Origin of the sequence: Rhizobium albus (assembly GCA_030160035.1) — a bacterium.
In the GTDB taxonomy this organism is placed as follows: Bacteria; Pseudomonadota; Alphaproteobacteria; order Rhizobiales; family Rhizobiaceae; genus Georhizobium; species Georhizobium albus.
Genome location: BSNO01000001.1, coordinates 588,154 through 603,174, shown reverse-complemented (window position 1 = coordinate 603,174; position 15,021 = coordinate 588,154). Strand labels below are relative to the sequence as shown.

Here is a 15,021-nt window from a genome sequence, read left to right as displayed (position 1 = left end):
CGAGCTTGGCGCTCGCCACTGAAATTCGCGAGCCTGCCGTCAAGCCATGTGGAGCTTGACGTATTCGAAATCGCCCGGCTTGTTGTCGATGCCGACGCGCGGCGGCGCGATCCATCCGGCAAACTTGCCTGGCTCCCAGACTGGCTTCATGAGCGACTGGATGAAATCGCCGTCTGCCGTGGTCGGCAGCCAGTCGTCCTTCTTCGCATCCCACTCTTCCTTGGAGATTATGGTGCCGTCCGGATCGACATTGACGTCTGCGAAGACGCCGATGTGGCGGTAGAAGCCCTGATGCGGCATCTTCATCTCGAACTGGATGCCGGTCTTTTCGATCGTCGCATTCCAGCGCTTCACGCCACCGGATGCATCGCGGACGTAGTCGTCGCGAAGGCGCATGTTGATGGCCGAAAGTGCTGCGACTTCCTCCCAAACGATCTTGCCGTCCTTCAGCTGGATGACGGGATAGGTGTCGTTGTGAAGCTTGTGGTCGTCGTCGATCTTGGCTTCCTGATAGCGGCCTTTGATACCCGCGTTGAACGCATTTGCCGCATTGGTCGACACTTCCGAGCCGAAGAGATCGAGCGACAGCGAATAGTGCAGGTTGAGCTTCTTCTGGATCGTCGGCAGGTCGATTACACCGAGCGCGCGAACCTTCTCGATATCGTAAGGGTCCTCGATGCCGGCTTCCTTCATCGCCTCGCAGGTGCGCTGGATGACACGGCCAACGCCCGTCTCACCGACGAACATGTGGTGCGCTTCTTCCGTCAGCATGAAGCGGCAGGTGCGCGACAGCGGATCGAAGCCCGATTGCGCAAGCGATTCCAGCTGCATCTTGCCGTCACGGTCGGTGAAATAGGTGAACATGAAGAAGGACAGCCAATCCGGCGTCGCCTCGTTGAAGGCGCCGAGCATGCGCGGGGCTTCTTCCGACCCCGAGGTGCGGCGCAGAAGGTCGTCTGCCTCTTCGCGGCCATCGGCACCGAAATATTTCTGCAGCAGATAGACCATCGCCCAGAGGTGGCGGCCTTCCTCGACATTCACCTGAAAGAGATTGCGCATGTCGTAGAGTGACGGCGCGGTCTTGCCGAGATGGCGTTGCTGCTCGACCGAGGCAGGTTCGGTATCGCCCTGAATGACGATCAGCCGCTTCAGCATGTTGCGGTATTCGCCGGGCACTTCCTGCCAGGCCGGCTGGCCTGCATGTTCGCCGCACGGGATCGTCCGACCCTCCACCTGCGGAGCCAGAAGAATGCCCCAGCGATATTCGGGCATCTTTACGTAGTCGAACTTCGCCCAGCCCTTGGGATCGACCGAAACCGCGGTGCGCAGATAGACGAGACTTTCCTGGAAGCCGTCCGGCCCGAGGTCGTTCCACCAGCTGATATAGCCGGGGTGCCATTTTTCCAGCGCCTTCAGCACGCGCTTGTCGGAGGACAGACCCACATTGTTCGGGATCTGGGTATCGTAGGCGACATTGATGAGATCAAGCATTCGTCTTCTCCTCGATGATGTCCGACGCCGTCACACGCGGCGCATGTCGTAATCGCCGCGGATCCCCGTCCCGTAGCGTTGCAGTGCCCCATTTTCGCCAACGGCGTTCGGCCGCTGGAAAATCCAGTTCTGCCAAGCGGTCAACCGGCCGAAGATGCGTGTTTCCATGGTCTCAGGTCCGGGGAAGCGCAGATTGGCTTCCATGCCCGTCATGGCATCCGGGGAAAACGACGCACGCTCTTCGAGGAAGATGCGAACTTCGTCTTCCCAGTCGATGTCGTCGAAGCAGTAAGTCACAAGCCCAAGCTCGTTGGCATCGAACGCTTCGAGCGGTTCACTGATCCGCCCCTTGACCTCATCGACTTTCGAAGGCTGGCCGAGGAACCGCGTTTGAAGACGCGTCAGATCGTTGGCCATGGGGAACGGTCCGAAATTCGCATCGGACAGCGTGATCGACGCGATGGGACGATTGTCGCCCTCGAAATCGCCTTCGGCCATGTAGGAACGGTCGACGGCAAAAAGCAGTTCGGCCAGCACGCCGGCAAAGCATGAGCCCGGCTCCACGAGCGCCACGAGCGAGCGCGAGGTGACGTCGACACGCTTCAGCACGCGCTTCCAATAGAGAAGAATTTCGTTGGCCAGCCAGTGATCGGCGTTGTCCGTCAGCACCTTTTCATGCGCCAACACAGCGGCAGGATCGCCCTGACTGCGGATGACCCAGGTGCCGAGTTCAAGTTCGTTCAGCCTCAGATGCAGGATCGCATCGTCGAGCTCGCGCGCTGCCCGCAGGATCCAGGCATCGGCACCCTGTGCGAGCAGGTCTGCGGCATCCTTCGGCGCTTCGCCATCAGGACCATTGATGGTGATGGTGACGATGCCCTTCGTGCGATCGAGGTCCACCTCCACGGTGGAATAGGTCACGCCGCCATCGTCGTTGAACGTGCGGTTGAGCGGCGTCAGCTTGACGCCCTTCTCGGCCGCAGCGCGCCTGGACTTGCCGGCGAATTCGCTGGCGCGCTCCGAAATCGTTTCCTCGAACTTGGACTTCGCGACGATCTCGTCGACGAGGTTCCAGTCGACGGCGCGCTTGCCCTTCACGCCCTCCTCGATCGAGCAGAACACATCGGCCAGATCGCGGCGTACCTTGCGCTTGTCGGTCACGCGTGTGAGGCCGCCCGTGCCCGGAAGCACGGCCAGCAAAGGCACTTCCGGCAGCGCGACGTTGGACGCACCGTCATCGACGAGCATGATGTGGTCGCAGGCAAGCGCCAGTTCATAGCCGCCACCCGCACAGGCGCCCTTCACGGCGCAGATGTAGTGCTGGCCCGACTCACGGCCGGCAGCCTCGAACGTGTTGCGCGTTTCGTTGGTGAACTTGCAGAAATTGACCTTGTGGGCATGGGTGGCGCTGCCGAGCATGCGGATGTTCGCACCGGCGCAGAACACGCGATCCTTGCCAGACTGAAGCACGATCGCCTTCACCTCGGGGTGCTCGAAGCGCATACGCTGCACGATGTCCGCAAGCTCGATGTCGACACCAAGATCGTAGGAATTGAGCTTGAGATCGTAGCCTTCGAAGAGGCCGCCCTTCTCGTCGACGTCCATGTAGAGCTTCGCGACGTCGCCCTCATATTCCACGCGCCAATGGCGGTAGCTCTCCGGGTCGACCTGAAAATCGATGCGCTTGGACACGACTGTCCTCCCTTGTCGTTCGTTGATGACGTTTAGTGCATTTTAATGCAAGCTGTCCACCCACCATGAGCATAAAACTGCGCTATTGGGAAATCTTAATATCAATTTATGCATTATAATGCAGTTCTGGTGTTTGCCCCGGCATATCGCTGGCGCGACGGGTGTCTCCCAGAAGCGTCGGGAGATCGACGCCCATCACGTCCTCTCCCCGTGCCGCATAGTCGGCGTGTTCGAGCAGCCCGGCCGCAATCCCTACCAGCCTGCCGCCCGCCCGATCGCGCTTCATCGCGAATTTCAGCCGGGCATTGGCAAGCTGGATCAGCCCTTGCAGCAGGTAACGTTCCGCGCCGTGGGGCGGCGCATGCATCCAGACTGGCTCCCAAACCTCATGCGCTTCCCAACCGAACCCTGCATTATAAAGCCTGAACCCCGCCAGATACGCAGCGTTCTCGCGCCACGCATTCGGGTCGGTCGGATCGGGCGCGAGAGCTGCCACGCGATGCACGTCATCGCCGCTATCCGGCCGCTTCGTCAGTCCCGGCAGGTAAGGTTCCGGTGGCAGTGGCCAATCATGCGCCGCCCGATGGGCCGCCTGCGCTCGCGCGGTTTCAAAGATTGGCTTCGACCGCATCGCTTCGAAGCGCCCCGAAGAGCCCAGGCGAGCCCTGAATGGCGGAACGCTGCATGTGGAAGCGAAGCCCGCGAAGGCCGCCCAACTCCTCGCCGCCACCGGCCCGCCCCGGGCCGCCATGCACGCACTGCGGCATGACGATCGAGTGGCCCGTGTGGTTCTTCCCGACCATCTCGTCGATGACCAGAAGCCGGCCGTGCCACGGAGCGAGCCCGGCAACCATGCGCGTCTGGACCGCAACGTCATCGGAAAAGAGACTGACGGCGAGCGAACCGCCACCCTTTGCCGCGAGCCGCACCGCGTCGTCTGCATGCTCATAGGCCATGACCGTCGCACACGGCCCGAACACTTCCGTCTCATGCACGATCCGCGCACCACCGGGATCGTCGCATCGCAGCAGCGTCGGCAGCAGGAAGGCACCCTTTTGCGCGTCCGCGCCTTCCGCCTGCCCAATGTCGCCGCCACGAATGACGCGCGCCTCGGATTTCAGCGCCTCGATACCGCGAAGCGCCGCATCGCGCTGCTTGAGATCGACAAGCGGGCCCATCCGGACAGTCTCGAGTGCCGGATCACCGACCACGATCTGGTCGAGCTTGGCCGCGACGGCCTCCTCGAATGCCGCCCGATGCTGCGCCGGAACGAGAATGCGCCGGATATTGGTGCAAAGCTGCCCCGCTTTCACGGTCAGCGCTTTCACCGCTTCCCGAACCGCGAGATCGAACACGGCCGTTCCCGGCGCGGCGTCTGGCCCGAGGATCGTCGCGTTGACGCTATCGGCCTCGATCGTGACCCGAGCACCGCTTTCCAACAAGCTTTTGCCCGAACGCAGCTTCAGCCCCGTATCGGCAGAGCCGGTAAATGCGAGGCTGTCCATCGGGCCGAGATGGTCGGCAAGCCCGGTCCCGCTGCCGCAGACGAGCGAAAGCGCGCCAACTGGCAGAATATCGGCGGCGATGACGTCGCGCACCATTTCATGGGACAACCACGCTGTGGCCGATGCAGGCTTGGCGACGCTGGCGACGCCCGAAAGCAGCGCGGTCGATACCTTCTCCCACAGGCCCCAGGATGGGAAGTTGAAGGCGTTGATCTGCAGCGCGACGCCCGGCCGAGTCGTCCAGATGTGCCGCGCGAAGAAAACTGGCTCCTTGGCCAGCTGATCTTGGCCCGGCTCCAGCAGCCCATGTGCATCACCCAGCGTCTTGCCATAGCGGGCATACACCTTGAGCGTCGCTATGCCGCCATCGATGTCGATCGCCGCATCACCCACCGTGTTGCCTGAGTTCAGCCGAGCGATCTCGCCATATTTGTCGCGATTTGCCGTAAGCACATCCGCAATGCCCCGCAGGAGATTGCCGCGCTCGGCAAAGCTCATGGAGGACAAAGCGGTCGTGCCCTTCTCGCGCGCAAAATTCAGTGCCTCGGCCATGTCGAAGCCCCCATCGACCACTTCGCCGAGCGCTTCGCCGGTCGTTGGATTGATGAACGCCCGTGCGTGACCGTCGCCGGCGCGCCATTGGCCGCCGACATAACTTTCCAGTTTCATGCGATTTCCACTTTGCTGTGCTCGATCCGGTCGAGCCGTGCGACGAAGTCGGAGATGACGTCGAGCGTCCTGTCCTTCTGGTCGATGAAAGGCGCGTGCCGACAATCGTCGAAGATTTCGACGTCGACCGGCGAATAGATGCGGTTCTCGATTTCTTCGATCTGCGCCAGCGTCCCGTACTGGTCGTTTCGGCCCTGGATCGCGAGCACGGGAATGCGCCAATAGTCGATCACCTCGGCGATGTTCCATGCCTTGAACGCAGGATCGAGCCAAGCCTCGTTCCATCCATTGAACGCCACATCCACATGGGCGTGATGCCGCGCGAGCTTCTCGCGAAGATCACCGGTTTCATAGGCAATTTTGGCCTCGGCAATGGCGGCCAAGCCTTCCGGTTCGGTGAAGAAATGCGGTGCGATCAAAATGAGGCCGCGAACCCGGTGGTCCTGAACGCTTCCGCCATAGATCGCCGCAATCGAGGCGCCGTCACTGTGCCCGAGAAGCACACCTTCCTGAAAGCCGATGGCTTCGAGAACGTCGGGCAACACATCGACTGCCTCGCGCGTCATGTAGTCGAGCGGATGCGGCAATTCCGCGGCCTCGGACTTGCCATAACCAGCGCGCGAATAGACGAAGACGCCGCAGCCTGTCCGCTCTGCGAGTTGCTCCGGAAAGTCGCGCCAGAGGCTCACTGAGCCGAGGCCCTCATGCAGCATGACGATCGTCGGCTTGGTTCCCGGGGCAGGCCCGAAACACCGCGCCTCCAGCCTCTTGTCACCAGCCAGGATCGTAAGCTCGCTGCCAGTCTCCCAGCGCATGGTCATGCAACCTCCTGCTGGCGCAGCTTGAAGCGCTGAATCTTGCCGGTCGCCGTCTTCGGCAACTCGTCGACGATCTCGATCCAGCGCGGGTATTTCCATTTCCCGACCTTCTCCTTGACATGCTCCTTCAGCACCTCGTTGAGATCGGCGGGCGCGGGCTTGTCCTTGACGACGACGAAGGCCTTGGGCTTGTCGAGACCGGTCTCGTCCTTCTGCGCGATGACGGCGGCTTCGAGCACGGCGGGATGCGTGATCAACGCTTGCTCGATCTCGAAGGGCGCCACCCATATGCCGGATACCTTGAACATGTCGTCGGTGCGGCCGCAGTAGACGAGACGGCCGTCGTCACGCCGTTCGTATTTGTCGCCGGTCCGCGTCCAATGGCCTTCGAAAGTGCTGCGCGATTTCTCCCGCTGGTTCCAGTAGCCGTCGGCAGCCGAGGGACCCTTGACCAGAAGCTCGCCGACACCGCCGACCGGCACGTCGGCGCCTGCTTCATCCACGAGACGCAGTTCATAGCCAGGCACGGCGAACCCGGACGTGCCGTAGGCGACCGATCCCGGCGCGTTGGAAAGAAAGATGTGCAGCATCTCGGTGGACCCGACACCATCGAGAATGTCGACGCCGGTGATTGCCTGCCAGCGCTTGCCGACCTCCTGGGGCAGCGCCTCGCCCGCTGAAACACATTGGCGCAAACGCTGAAGCCCCGCGGGGGGTCCATCGCGCATCGCCTGCACCATGGAAGCGTAAAGCGTCGGCACGCCGTAGAAGATCGTCGGCTGCACGCGCTCGGTGACGGCAAAGAGATCCGCAGGCACGGGCCGGCCCGGATAGAGGACCGCGGTCGCCCCGGCGCCCATCGGGAAGGTCATGCCGTTGCCGAGACCATAGGCGAAGAACAGCTTGGCGGCTGAGAAGACGACGTCGTCGGGCCGGATCCCAAGAACCTGGACGCCGTAGGTCTCGTAGGTCGCACGCAGGCTGGAATGGACGTGTCGAACCCCTTTCGGCGCGCCCGTCGAGCCTGAGGAATAGAGCCAGAAAGCCGTTTCGTCGCCGCAGACCTCAAGCGTGTCCGGCGACGACGCGCTCGCATCCAGCTCGGCTGCGAAATCGAGGTAGCCTTCACTGCCATCACCGCCGATCACGAAGACGGCCTTCAGGAACGGCATGTCCTTGAGCACGGGCTCGACCACAGGCAGCAACGCCTTGGAGACGAACAGCGCCTTGGCGCGGCTGTCGCGCAGGATGAAGGCGTAAAGATCGGCAGAGAGCAGCGTGTTCAATGGGGCCGGCACGATGCCCGCCTTCAGGCTGCCCCAGAAGATCACCGGAAACTCGATCGTGTCGAGCACGATCATCGCGGCGCGGTCTTCCCGAGTGAGCCCGTGGCGCTCGAAAAGCGAAGCCATCCGTCCGGCCTGCGCGGCAAGTTGGCGATAGGTCAGGGCCCTGCCCTGATCGACGCCCTCGACGAAGGCGTTCTTGTCGGCTGCTTGCGTTTCCACGTGGCGATCCACGAAGAATTCCGCAGCGTTCGCGTTCTCCCTACGCAACGCCAGTCCTCCCATTTTTCTAAAGCACATCGGCACCGCTTTGGCGGCCGAAACGGCGATCTCCCCCGCCGCTTCCGATACCGGCACTATGGCCTAGCAATCCGCATGTTGCAAGATAATGCCTATTCTTTTGCCGGCCCACGACACGTCAAACAGTCTTCCTGAACCAAATTATGCATAATACCCAGATAGATAGACACGCAATACCGAAATCTGGATGCTTGTGCATTATATTGCTTGAATGCCGCTCGCTGCTTGATTAGAGTTTGGGTGGAGGAGACGGCCGCTTGCAATCCGGTTCACGAACGGGAAAGCTCGGTCGAGGAGAAAACGGGAGGAGAACAGAATGAATCTGATAGTTAAATCTGCATTGGCGGGCGCATTTGCGCTCAGCGCGACGACTGCGATGGCGCAGGAAGACGTTATCGATGTCGGCATGATATTGCCTTATGTCGGCGTCTACGCCTCGCTTGGCGAAGAGATCGATCAAGGGTTCGTGCTGGCGCTCGAAGAAGCGGGCATGACGGATCGCTTCAACATCATCCGCGAGGACACCGAAGCCTCGCCGCAGGTCGGCGTCGCGGCTACCCGCAAGCTCGTCCTGCAGGACGAAGTCGATGTTCTGACGGGCCTCGTTTCATCGGGCGTTCTGGCAGCCATCCGCGATTTCGTCGACCAGTCGCAGACGCCGCTGATCGTTTCCAACGCCGGTAACGACGAAGCAACCGGCGCCGATTGCAGCCCTTACATCACCCGCGTGTCCTTCTCGAATGCGCAGGTCAACCGCCCCATGGGCCAGTGGCTCTATGATCAGGGCGTGCGCACCGTCTACACACTCGCTCCCGATTACGCCGCCGGCCGCCAGCACATCGGCGCCTTCGTCACGGCCTTCGAGGCCGCTGGTGGTGAAGTGCTCGGCCAGGACTACACGCCCTTCGGCCAGACACAGGATTTCGGACCGTACCTGACGACGGCGCAGGCTGCCGATCCGGACGCGATCTTCGTCTTCTATGCTGGCGGCGAGGCGATCAACTTCGTTAAGCAATACGATTCCTTCGGCATCAAGGACGAGACTCCGCTTTATGGCTCAGGCTTCCTGACGTCGCAGCTCTATCTCGACGCCGAAGGGCCGGCGGCATTGGGTGTCATCACGTCGCTGCATTACCTGCCGACGCTCGATACGCCGGAAAACAAGGCCTTTGTCGAAGCCTTCCAGGCCAAGGCTAATCGCCTGCCCTCCGAATACGCAGTGCAGGGTTACGACGCCGGCCGCGCGCTCGTGGAAGCCGTCAAGGCCGGCGCCACGGATCGCGAGTCCATCAAGGAAGCGCTGCGCGACGTGCAGTACACCGGTCCGCGCGGTCCGCTCGAAATCGATCCGGCCACCAACAACATCGTCCAGAACGTCTACATCTACGACATCGTCGAAGGCGAAGACGGCAAGCTGACGCAGGAACTGCTCGACACGGTCGAGGCCGTTCGCGACGAACCGAACGGCTGCGAACTTTAAGCCGCAAACGGCTGCCTGAGGCGTCGCTCGTCGCGACACCGATCGCATGAATGGCGGGAGCTCTCGTGTTCCCGCCACCCTTATCCCTACCGGACCGAAGCGGACGCCATGAACTTCTGGATCGTGCAGGCCCTGAACGGGCTCCAGCTGTCGATGCTGCTCTTTCTCCTGTCGATCGGGCTGACCGTCATCTTCGGGCTGATGCATTTCGTCAATCTCGCCCATGGCGCGCTCTATGCGCTTGGCGCCTATGTCGGCGTGTCGGCCTTCGCGCTGACAGGCATGTATTGGGGCGCGTTTCTGCTGGCTCCGATCGCCGTCGCGCTTGCCGGCGTAGTGCTCTATCTCGGCCTCATCCGGCGCATGCGAAAAGCCGGGCCGATGAACCAGGTGCTCGTCACCTTCGGCCTCATCTTCGTGCTTCTCGACATCACGCGCATCATCTGGGGCGACCTCGCGCTGTCGATCCCCGAGCCGCAGCTATTCACGGGCCGCTCAGAAGTCTTGGGCGTTGCCTACCCGACCTACCGTCTCTTCATCATCGGCCTCGGCCTCACCGTCATGGCGGGCCTCTGGCTGTTGCTCTCGCGCACCCAGATCGGCGCGATGATCCGCGCCGGCGTCGACAACGACCAGATGGCCGCCTGCCTCGGCATCAATGTGGAGCGCCTGTTTTTCATCGTCTTCTGCATCGGCTGCGCGCTGGCTGGACTTGCAGGAGCGGTCGCGGCGCCGGTGCTTTCAGTGACACCGAGCATGGGCACTCAGCTTCTGATCCCGGTTCTGATCGTCGTGGTCATCGGCGGCCTTGGCAGCCTCAAGGGCGCCATCGCGGGCTCGTTGCTCGTCGGCTTCATCCAGACCTTCGGCGCCGTGCTCGCGCCGCAACTGGCATCAGTCGCAATCTACGCCCTGCTGGCGGCGGTGCTGATCTTCCGGCCGGCCGGCCTGTTTCCGGCGAAGGCGTAAGGGGCGGCATCATGTTTCACCAGACGACCACCAAAACCGTCACCATCCTCCTCCTCTTCATCGGCATGGCGATCTACACTGTCTTTGCAGGCTTTTACGGCCGCGAACTGGTGATTGAGGCGGCCTATCTCGTCATCCTGGCCATCAGCCTCGACATGGTGGCCGGCTATGGCGGCATGGTCTCGCTCTGCCACGGCGCCATCTTCGGCATCGGCGCCTATGTCTTCGCCATCCTGACAGGCATGATGGGCATTTCGCCCTTCATCGCTCTGGTTGCCGCCATAGCGGCAAGCGGGTTGTTTGGGCTCTTCGTCGGTGCCGTCACGTCGCGCACCAGCGGCATCTTCTTCATCATGACGACGCTCGCCTTCGGCCAGATGGTCTATGTCTACACCTTCGAGAATCGCGCGCTCGGCGGCGATGACGGCATGTCGGGCGTCGCCCGCCTCGATCTGTCGATGATCGGCATCGACACCAACGATTCCCTGCAATTCGCGCTTCTCGCCGTCGTTTTCGCGGCGCTGTCCTACGCTGTCGCCGCCTTCATCATGCGCTCCGGCTTCGGCCGCACGCTGGTCGGCATCCGCTCCAACGAGGTGCGCATGCGCGCGCTTGGTCTGCCGGTACTGCGCTACAAGGCGTTCGCCTTCGGCATTTCAGGGGCGCTGGCAGGCCTCGCTGGAACGATCGCCGCGCAGCAAACCATGTTCGTTTCGCCTGAAATGATGAGCTGGATGATGTCCGGCGAAGCGCTCGTCATCGTCATCCTGGGCGGGCTCGGCACCCTGGTCGGCGCTGCCGTTGGCGCCGTGCTCTTCGTCTTCCTCCAGCACGAAGTCAGCGAGGTCACCCGCTACTGGCACATGGTCGTCGGCCTCGTCCTCATTCTCGTCGTCGTGCTCGGCAACCGCGGAGCCTACGGCCAGATCGAACACCTGCTGGAACGCCGCAAGAAGGGAGCCCCCAAGGCTTCTGCGCTCGAAGTCGCCGCCGAGAAGGATGCCAGCCATGCTTGAAGCACGCGGCCTCAAAAAATCCTTCGGCCAGATCGACGTCACCAATGACGTGACGATCCTGGTTGAGAAGGGCGAACGCCGGGTCATCCTCGGCCCCAACGGTGCGGGCAAGACCACGCTCTTCAACATTCTCGTCGGCGAATTGAAGCCATCCGCCGGCACGATCCACCTCGATGGCCGCGATGTCACGGGCGACACGGTGGAAGCGCGGGCAAAACGCGGACTTGCCCGCTCCTACCAGAAGAACAACCTGTTCACCGAGCTGACGCTCAAGGAGAACTTGGCGCTGGCGGTCGCAACAGCATCCGGGGCATCGGGTTGGTTTCTGCGCGATACTCTGAACGACACCGATATTTTGGCCAAGGTTCGCGATGTAGCGGCTAAGGTCGGGCTGTCTGAACTTCTGGACCATCCGGTCGATGCGGTTTCCTATGGCGCACGGCGGCAGCTCGAAGTCGGTCTTGCGCTGGCGACCGATCCGAGCGTCATTCTGATGGACGAGCCGACATCCGGCGTCGGCCCAGAAATGATCCAAGGCTTTCACCGCCTGCTGAAGACGCTGCCCCGCGACCTGACAGTTGTGATTATCGAACACGACATGGATCTCGCGCTCGATGTCGCAGACCGCGTCAGCGTGCTCAATTACGGCGAGCTTGTTTTCGAGGGCACACCGGACGAGACGCGCGGCAGCAGCCTCGTCAACGAAATCTATCTGGGCGGGCGCGCGGATGCTTGAGATCGACGACCTCCACACCGGCTACGGCGAAACGCAGGTCATCTACGGCCTCAATCTGCGCGCGTCTGCTGGGCGCGTGCTCGCCATTCTCGGACGCAATGGCGCCGGCAAGACGACGACCATGAAGGCCATCATGGGCCTCCTGCCGGCGACGCGCGGCTCAATCCGGATCGAGGGCAAGGATATCGCCGGCGAACGGACATTCGACATTGCCCGTCGCGGCATCGCCTATGTGCCCGAGACGCGCGACATCTTTCCATCCCTCACGGTCAAGGAGAACCTGCAGCTCGCCACGCGCCTGGCGCCGGCCAATGCCGAATGGACCTTGGAGCGGGTGCTCGATTTCTTCCCGAACCTCTCGCGCCGCCTGTCGAACGGGGGAAACGAACTCTCGGGTGGCGAACAGCAGATGCTGTCGATTGCGCGCGCGCTGCTCATGAACCCGCGACTGCTTCTGCTCGACGAACCGACAGAGGGGCTCGCGCCGATCATCGTGCGCCAGATTCACGAGAAGCTCTCGGAACTGAAGGCTGCCGGCATGACCATGGTGCTGGTGGAACAGAACTTTGGTTTTGCGACGGAGCTCGCGGACGACGTCCATGTGATCGGACGCGGCGAGACCGTCTGGAAAGGTTCGTCCGCAGACATCGTCGCTGACAAGGCCGTCCAGAAGAAGTGGCTTGGAGTCTGAAGCTCTAGCCGATCCGCTTGCCCCAAAACCGCATTGGCTTGGCCGTTTCCACGTCGTCGCCGATGTCACGCCAGTTGAACGCCGTCTCGAGACCCATGAGCGGCGCATAGCCCCGTCTGCGCCAGAAATCGTCGAGCGGGACGTAATCGGCCGGGCGAGCTGGATGGTCGTCTGGTCGGATCACCCCGCAGAAAACGGTCCAGTCGAACCGGTCGAGGCCCGTTGCATAGGCCTCGCGTTCCTCGAAGAAGCGTACGCCGATCCCCTGTCCGCGATAGTCCGGCAAGAGCACGGATTCGCCGAAATAGAAGATGCGATCGGCATCCCATCCGGCATCGAGGAAGGGCGCCCGCACCTCATCCGTCTCGTCGGCTATGGGCATGCCGGTCGCCGCACCGACCACCCGCTCGCCATCGAATGCGAGAACGAAGACGCTGTCCGACGACCTGGCATAGGTGGCAAGATAGCGCTCTTCATAGGCATCGGAGCCTTCGTAAAGGTACGGAAAGGCACGAAAGACGGTCGTTCTCAATCGCGCAAAATCCGCCAGATGCGGGCCGATCGCCGATCCCTTGAGGAGTTCCGATCTCATCCCGGCCTCATCACATGCAAATTTTCTATTGCATTTTTTTGCAATCGATATTACTTAGTCGTTACCAAGCCGACACCGTCTCCTATGACACTACCGAAAAGATGACGACATGAAAAAGATCACCGACAAGCTATGGATTTCCGGCCAGCCCAGCGAGGCCGACTTCGATCGCGCCCGGCAGGCAGGCGTCACCCGCGTGATCAACAACCGCGTCTCGGGCGAGGCAGATGACCAGCCGGCGTTGGAAGCCGCGCGCAAAGCGGCAAAATCACGCAGCATGGACTTCGTCTACATTCCCATGACGCCCGGCGTCGTGACGGAAGACCGCATTCGCCAGTTCCAGAAGGCACTTGAGGGCGCTGACGGGCCGGTTCTCGCCCATTGCAGGCTCGGCGGCCGTTCGCTCGGACTCTGGGCAGCAGGCGAAGTGTTGGATGGCCGCATGACGCTCGACGACCTTGATGCACTCGCAGCCGAACACGGCGCCGACCTCGGCAGCGTCAAGGCGTGGCTCACCAAGCGTGCCGCAAAGAAACAACGCCCGGATGTGGCCGGCTTCTTCGACAAGCGCACTTCGTCCATCCAGTATGTGGTTTCCGATCCCGCGACGAAGGATTGCGCCATCATCGATCCGGTCCTGGATTTCGATGAAAAATCTGGTGCGACGGGCACGCAGAACGCCGACAAGATCCTGGCCTATGTGGAAAGGCACGGGCTCAAGGTTCAGTGGATCCTCGACACACATCCCCACGCCGATCATTTCTCCGCCGCCCGCTACCTGAAGGAAAAGACCGGCGCGCCGACGGCGATCGGTGAGAACGTCGTCGAGGTCCAGAAGCTTTGGAAAGACATCTACAACTGGCCGGACTTCCCGGCCGACGGGTCGCAGTGGGATAAGGTCTTCGCAGAGGGCGAGACCTTCAAGCTGGGCGGGATCGACGGGAATATCCTGTTCTCACCCGGCCACACGCTAGCCTCAATCACCTACGTGATCGGCGATGCCGCCTTCGTGCATGATACGCTTTTCATGCCGGACAGCGGCACGGCGCGCGCGGATTTTCCCGGCGGCAGCGCTTCTCGGCTCTGGAACTCGATCCAGGCAATCCTGGCGCTTCCCGGCGACACGCGCATCTTCACCGGCCACGATTATCAGCCGGACGGCCGCGAGCCGCTCTGGGAGTCGACCGTCGCTGAGCAGAAGGCGAAGAACACGCACATCTCGAAAGCGAAGTCCGAGGCCGAGTTCGTCGCAATCCGCGAGGCGCGCGACAAGACCCTGCCGATGCCGAAACTCATTCTGCATTCCCTGCAGGTGAACATGAATGGCGGTCGCCTGCCCGAGCCGGAGAGCAATGGCCGGCGCTATCTCAAACTGCCGCTCGATGCTCTCGGCGGCGCACCATGGGACACCGACGGATGAGCGAACTCACCACCGCAGCCGTCGAGGACATGCTGAAGAATGTCGGCGAAGCATCCGACTTTCTGAAAAAGCTTTCCAACCCCAACCGGCTGATGATCGTCTGCGCGCTCGTTGAAGGCGAACGTTCCGTGCGCGAACTGGAGGACGGGCTCGGCATTCGCCAGCCCGGCCTCTCCCAGCAAATCGCCGAATTGCGCGAAGCCGGCCTCATCGCCGGCCGCAAGGAGTCGAAATCCGTTTTCTACAGCCTCGCAGATGCGCGCGTCGCGGAGTTCGTGGCGATGATGCACCGCATGTTCTGCGAAAAGCCCTGACACTTTCCCCTGGCCCGGGGCCTGGCCCTAGCCCCGATCGGA

The 15,021-nt window shown here is 62.1% G+C and carries 14 protein-coding genes; 7 read left to right on the top strand and 7 right to left on the bottom strand.

Annotation, left to right across the window (positions count from 1 at the left end):
* Positions 1 to 39: 39 nt before the first annotated feature.
* From boxB to QQL76_RS02870, 6 genes are all read right to left on the bottom strand, one after another.
* A complete protein-coding gene (gene boxB, locus QQL76_RS02895) occupies positions 40 to 1,491 on the bottom strand; it encodes a benzoyl-CoA 2,3-epoxidase subunit BoxB (RefSeq protein WP_404863940.1) in 1,452 nt (483 codons plus the stop codon).
* A 30-nt stretch (positions 1,492 to 1,521) separates the two neighbouring features.
* The gene (boxC, locus tag QQL76_RS02890; RefSeq protein WP_499206292.1) at positions 1,522 to 3,183 is read right to left on the bottom strand and encodes a 2,3-epoxybenzoyl-CoA dihydrolase; all 1,662 of its coding nucleotides are present in this window, start codon (positions 3,181 to 3,183) and stop codon (positions 1,522 to 1,524) included.
* 106 nt (positions 3,184 to 3,289) lie between these two features.
* Positions 3,290 to 3,814 carry a DUF309 domain-containing protein gene (locus QQL76_RS02885; protein WP_499206291.1) on the bottom strand — a complete coding sequence of 175 codons (525 nt, stop codon included), beginning with the start codon at positions 3,812 to 3,814 and terminating at the stop codon, positions 3,290 to 3,292.
* Positions 3,792 to 5,357: an aldehyde dehydrogenase family protein gene (locus QQL76_RS02880; protein WP_499206290.1), complete on the bottom strand. Its 1,566-nt coding sequence runs from the start codon at positions 5,355 to 5,357 to the stop codon at positions 3,792 to 3,794. The genes QQL76_RS02885 and QQL76_RS02880 overlap by 23 nt, the downstream gene beginning before the upstream one ends.
* On the bottom strand, positions 5,354 to 6,172 hold the full coding sequence (locus tag QQL76_RS02875; RefSeq protein WP_499207096.1) for an alpha/beta fold hydrolase: 819 nt from the start codon (positions 6,170 to 6,172) through the stop codon (positions 5,354 to 5,356). Before QQL76_RS02875 ends, QQL76_RS02880 begins: the two co-directional genes overlap by 4 nt.
* Positions 6,173 to 6,174: 2 nt before the next feature.
* Complete coding sequence (locus tag QQL76_RS02870; RefSeq protein WP_499206289.1) at positions 6,175 to 7,731, bottom strand: benzoate-CoA ligase family protein; 1,557 nt, start codon at positions 7,729 to 7,731, stop codon at positions 6,175 to 6,177.
* Between the two features lie 346 nt (positions 7,732 to 8,077).
* Between QQL76_RS02870 and QQL76_RS02865 the strand changes: the two genes are divergently transcribed.
* The 5 genes from QQL76_RS02865 to QQL76_RS02845 all read left to right on the top strand — a co-directional run bounded on the left by QQL76_RS02865 (position 8,078) and on the right by QQL76_RS02845 (position 12,653).
* Entirely contained in the window at positions 8,078 to 9,241 is a 1,164-nt protein-coding gene (locus QQL76_RS02865) for an ABC transporter substrate-binding protein (RefSeq protein WP_499206288.1), read from the top strand.
* Between the two features lie 108 nt (positions 9,242 to 9,349).
* Positions 9,350 to 10,210 (top strand): branched-chain amino acid ABC transporter permease, encoded by an 861-nt coding sequence (locus QQL76_RS02860; RefSeq protein ID WP_126008750.1) that lies wholly within the window; start codon positions 9,350 to 9,352, stop codon positions 10,208 to 10,210.
* A gap of 11 nt (positions 10,211 to 10,221) precedes the next feature.
* A complete protein-coding gene (locus tag QQL76_RS02855) occupies positions 10,222 to 11,226 on the top strand; it encodes a branched-chain amino acid ABC transporter permease (protein WP_499206287.1) in 1,005 nt (334 codons plus the stop codon).
* On the top strand, positions 11,219 to 11,962 hold the full coding sequence (locus tag QQL76_RS02850) for an ABC transporter ATP-binding protein (protein ID WP_499206286.1): 744 nt from the start codon (positions 11,219 to 11,221) through the stop codon (positions 11,960 to 11,962). The genes QQL76_RS02855 and QQL76_RS02850 overlap by 8 nt, the downstream gene beginning before the upstream one ends.
* A complete protein-coding gene (locus QQL76_RS02845; protein ID WP_499206285.1) occupies positions 11,955 to 12,653 on the top strand; it encodes an ABC transporter ATP-binding protein in 699 nt (232 codons plus the stop codon). Before QQL76_RS02850 ends, QQL76_RS02845 begins: the two co-directional genes overlap by 8 nt.
* Positions 12,654 to 12,657: 4 nt before the next feature.
* Here QQL76_RS02845 and QQL76_RS02840 read toward each other — a convergent pair whose 3' ends face one another.
* Positions 12,658 to 13,245, bottom strand: coding sequence for a GNAT family N-acetyltransferase (locus tag QQL76_RS02840; protein ID WP_499206284.1), 588 nt, complete (start codon positions 13,243 to 13,245; stop codon positions 12,658 to 12,660).
* Between the two features lie 109 nt (positions 13,246 to 13,354).
* Between QQL76_RS02840 and blh the strand changes: the two genes are divergently transcribed.
* Together blh and QQL76_RS02830 are read left to right on the top strand one after the other, a co-directional pair.
* Positions 13,355 to 14,665 carry a bifunctional sulfur transferase/dioxygenase Blh gene (gene blh, locus QQL76_RS02835; RefSeq protein WP_499206283.1) on the top strand — a complete coding sequence of 437 codons (1,311 nt, stop codon included), beginning with the start codon at positions 13,355 to 13,357 and terminating at the stop codon, positions 14,663 to 14,665.
* The gene (locus QQL76_RS02830; RefSeq protein ID WP_126008738.1) at positions 14,662 to 14,979 is read left to right on the top strand and encodes an ArsR/SmtB family transcription factor; all 318 of its coding nucleotides are present in this window, start codon (positions 14,662 to 14,664) and stop codon (positions 14,977 to 14,979) included. Before blh ends, QQL76_RS02830 begins: the two co-directional genes overlap by 4 nt.
* The last annotated feature ends 42 nt before the right edge of the window (positions 14,980 to 15,021 follow it).

What these genes read in the sequence shown, in the direction of transcription:
- QQL76_RS02840 (WP_499206284.1), bottom strand. Translation starts at nt 13,245, where the DNA reads ATGAGATCGGAACTCCTCAAGGGATCGGCGATCGGCCCGCATCTGGCG.
- QQL76_RS02860 (WP_126008750.1), top strand. Translation starts at nt 9,350, where the DNA reads ATGAACTTCTGGATCGTGCAGGCCCTGAACGGGCTCCAGCTGTCGATG.
- QQL76_RS02850 (WP_499206286.1), top strand. Translation starts at nt 11,219, where the DNA reads ATGCTTGAAGCACGCGGCCTCAAAAAATCCTTCGGCCAGATCGACGTC.
- QQL76_RS02885 (WP_499206291.1), bottom strand. Translation starts at nt 3,814, where the DNA reads ATGCGGTCGAAGCCAATCTTTGAAACCGCGCGAGCGCAGGCGGCCCAT.
- QQL76_RS02865 (WP_499206288.1), top strand. Translation starts at nt 8,078, where the DNA reads ATGAATCTGATAGTTAAATCTGCATTGGCGGGCGCATTTGCGCTCAGC.
- blh (WP_499206283.1), top strand. Translation starts at nt 13,355, where the DNA reads ATGAAAAAGATCACCGACAAGCTATGGATTTCCGGCCAGCCCAGCGAG.
- QQL76_RS02880 (WP_499206290.1), bottom strand. Translation starts at nt 5,357, where the DNA reads ATGAAACTGGAAAGTTATGTCGGCGGCCAATGGCGCGCCGGCGACGGT.
- QQL76_RS02855 (WP_499206287.1), top strand. Translation starts at nt 10,222, where the DNA reads ATGTTTCACCAGACGACCACCAAAACCGTCACCATCCTCCTCCTCTTC.
- boxB (WP_404863940.1), bottom strand. Translation starts at nt 1,491, where the DNA reads ATGCTTGATCTCATCAATGTCGCCTACGATACCCAGATCCCGAACAAT.
- QQL76_RS02830 (WP_126008738.1), top strand. Translation starts at nt 14,662, where the DNA reads ATGAGCGAACTCACCACCGCAGCCGTCGAGGACATGCTGAAGAATGTC.
- QQL76_RS02875 (WP_499207096.1), bottom strand. Translation starts at nt 6,172, where the DNA reads ATGCGCTGGGAGACTGGCAGCGAGCTTACGATCCTGGCTGGTGACAAG.
- QQL76_RS02845 (WP_499206285.1), top strand. Translation starts at nt 11,955, where the DNA reads ATGCTTGAGATCGACGACCTCCACACCGGCTACGGCGAAACGCAGGTC.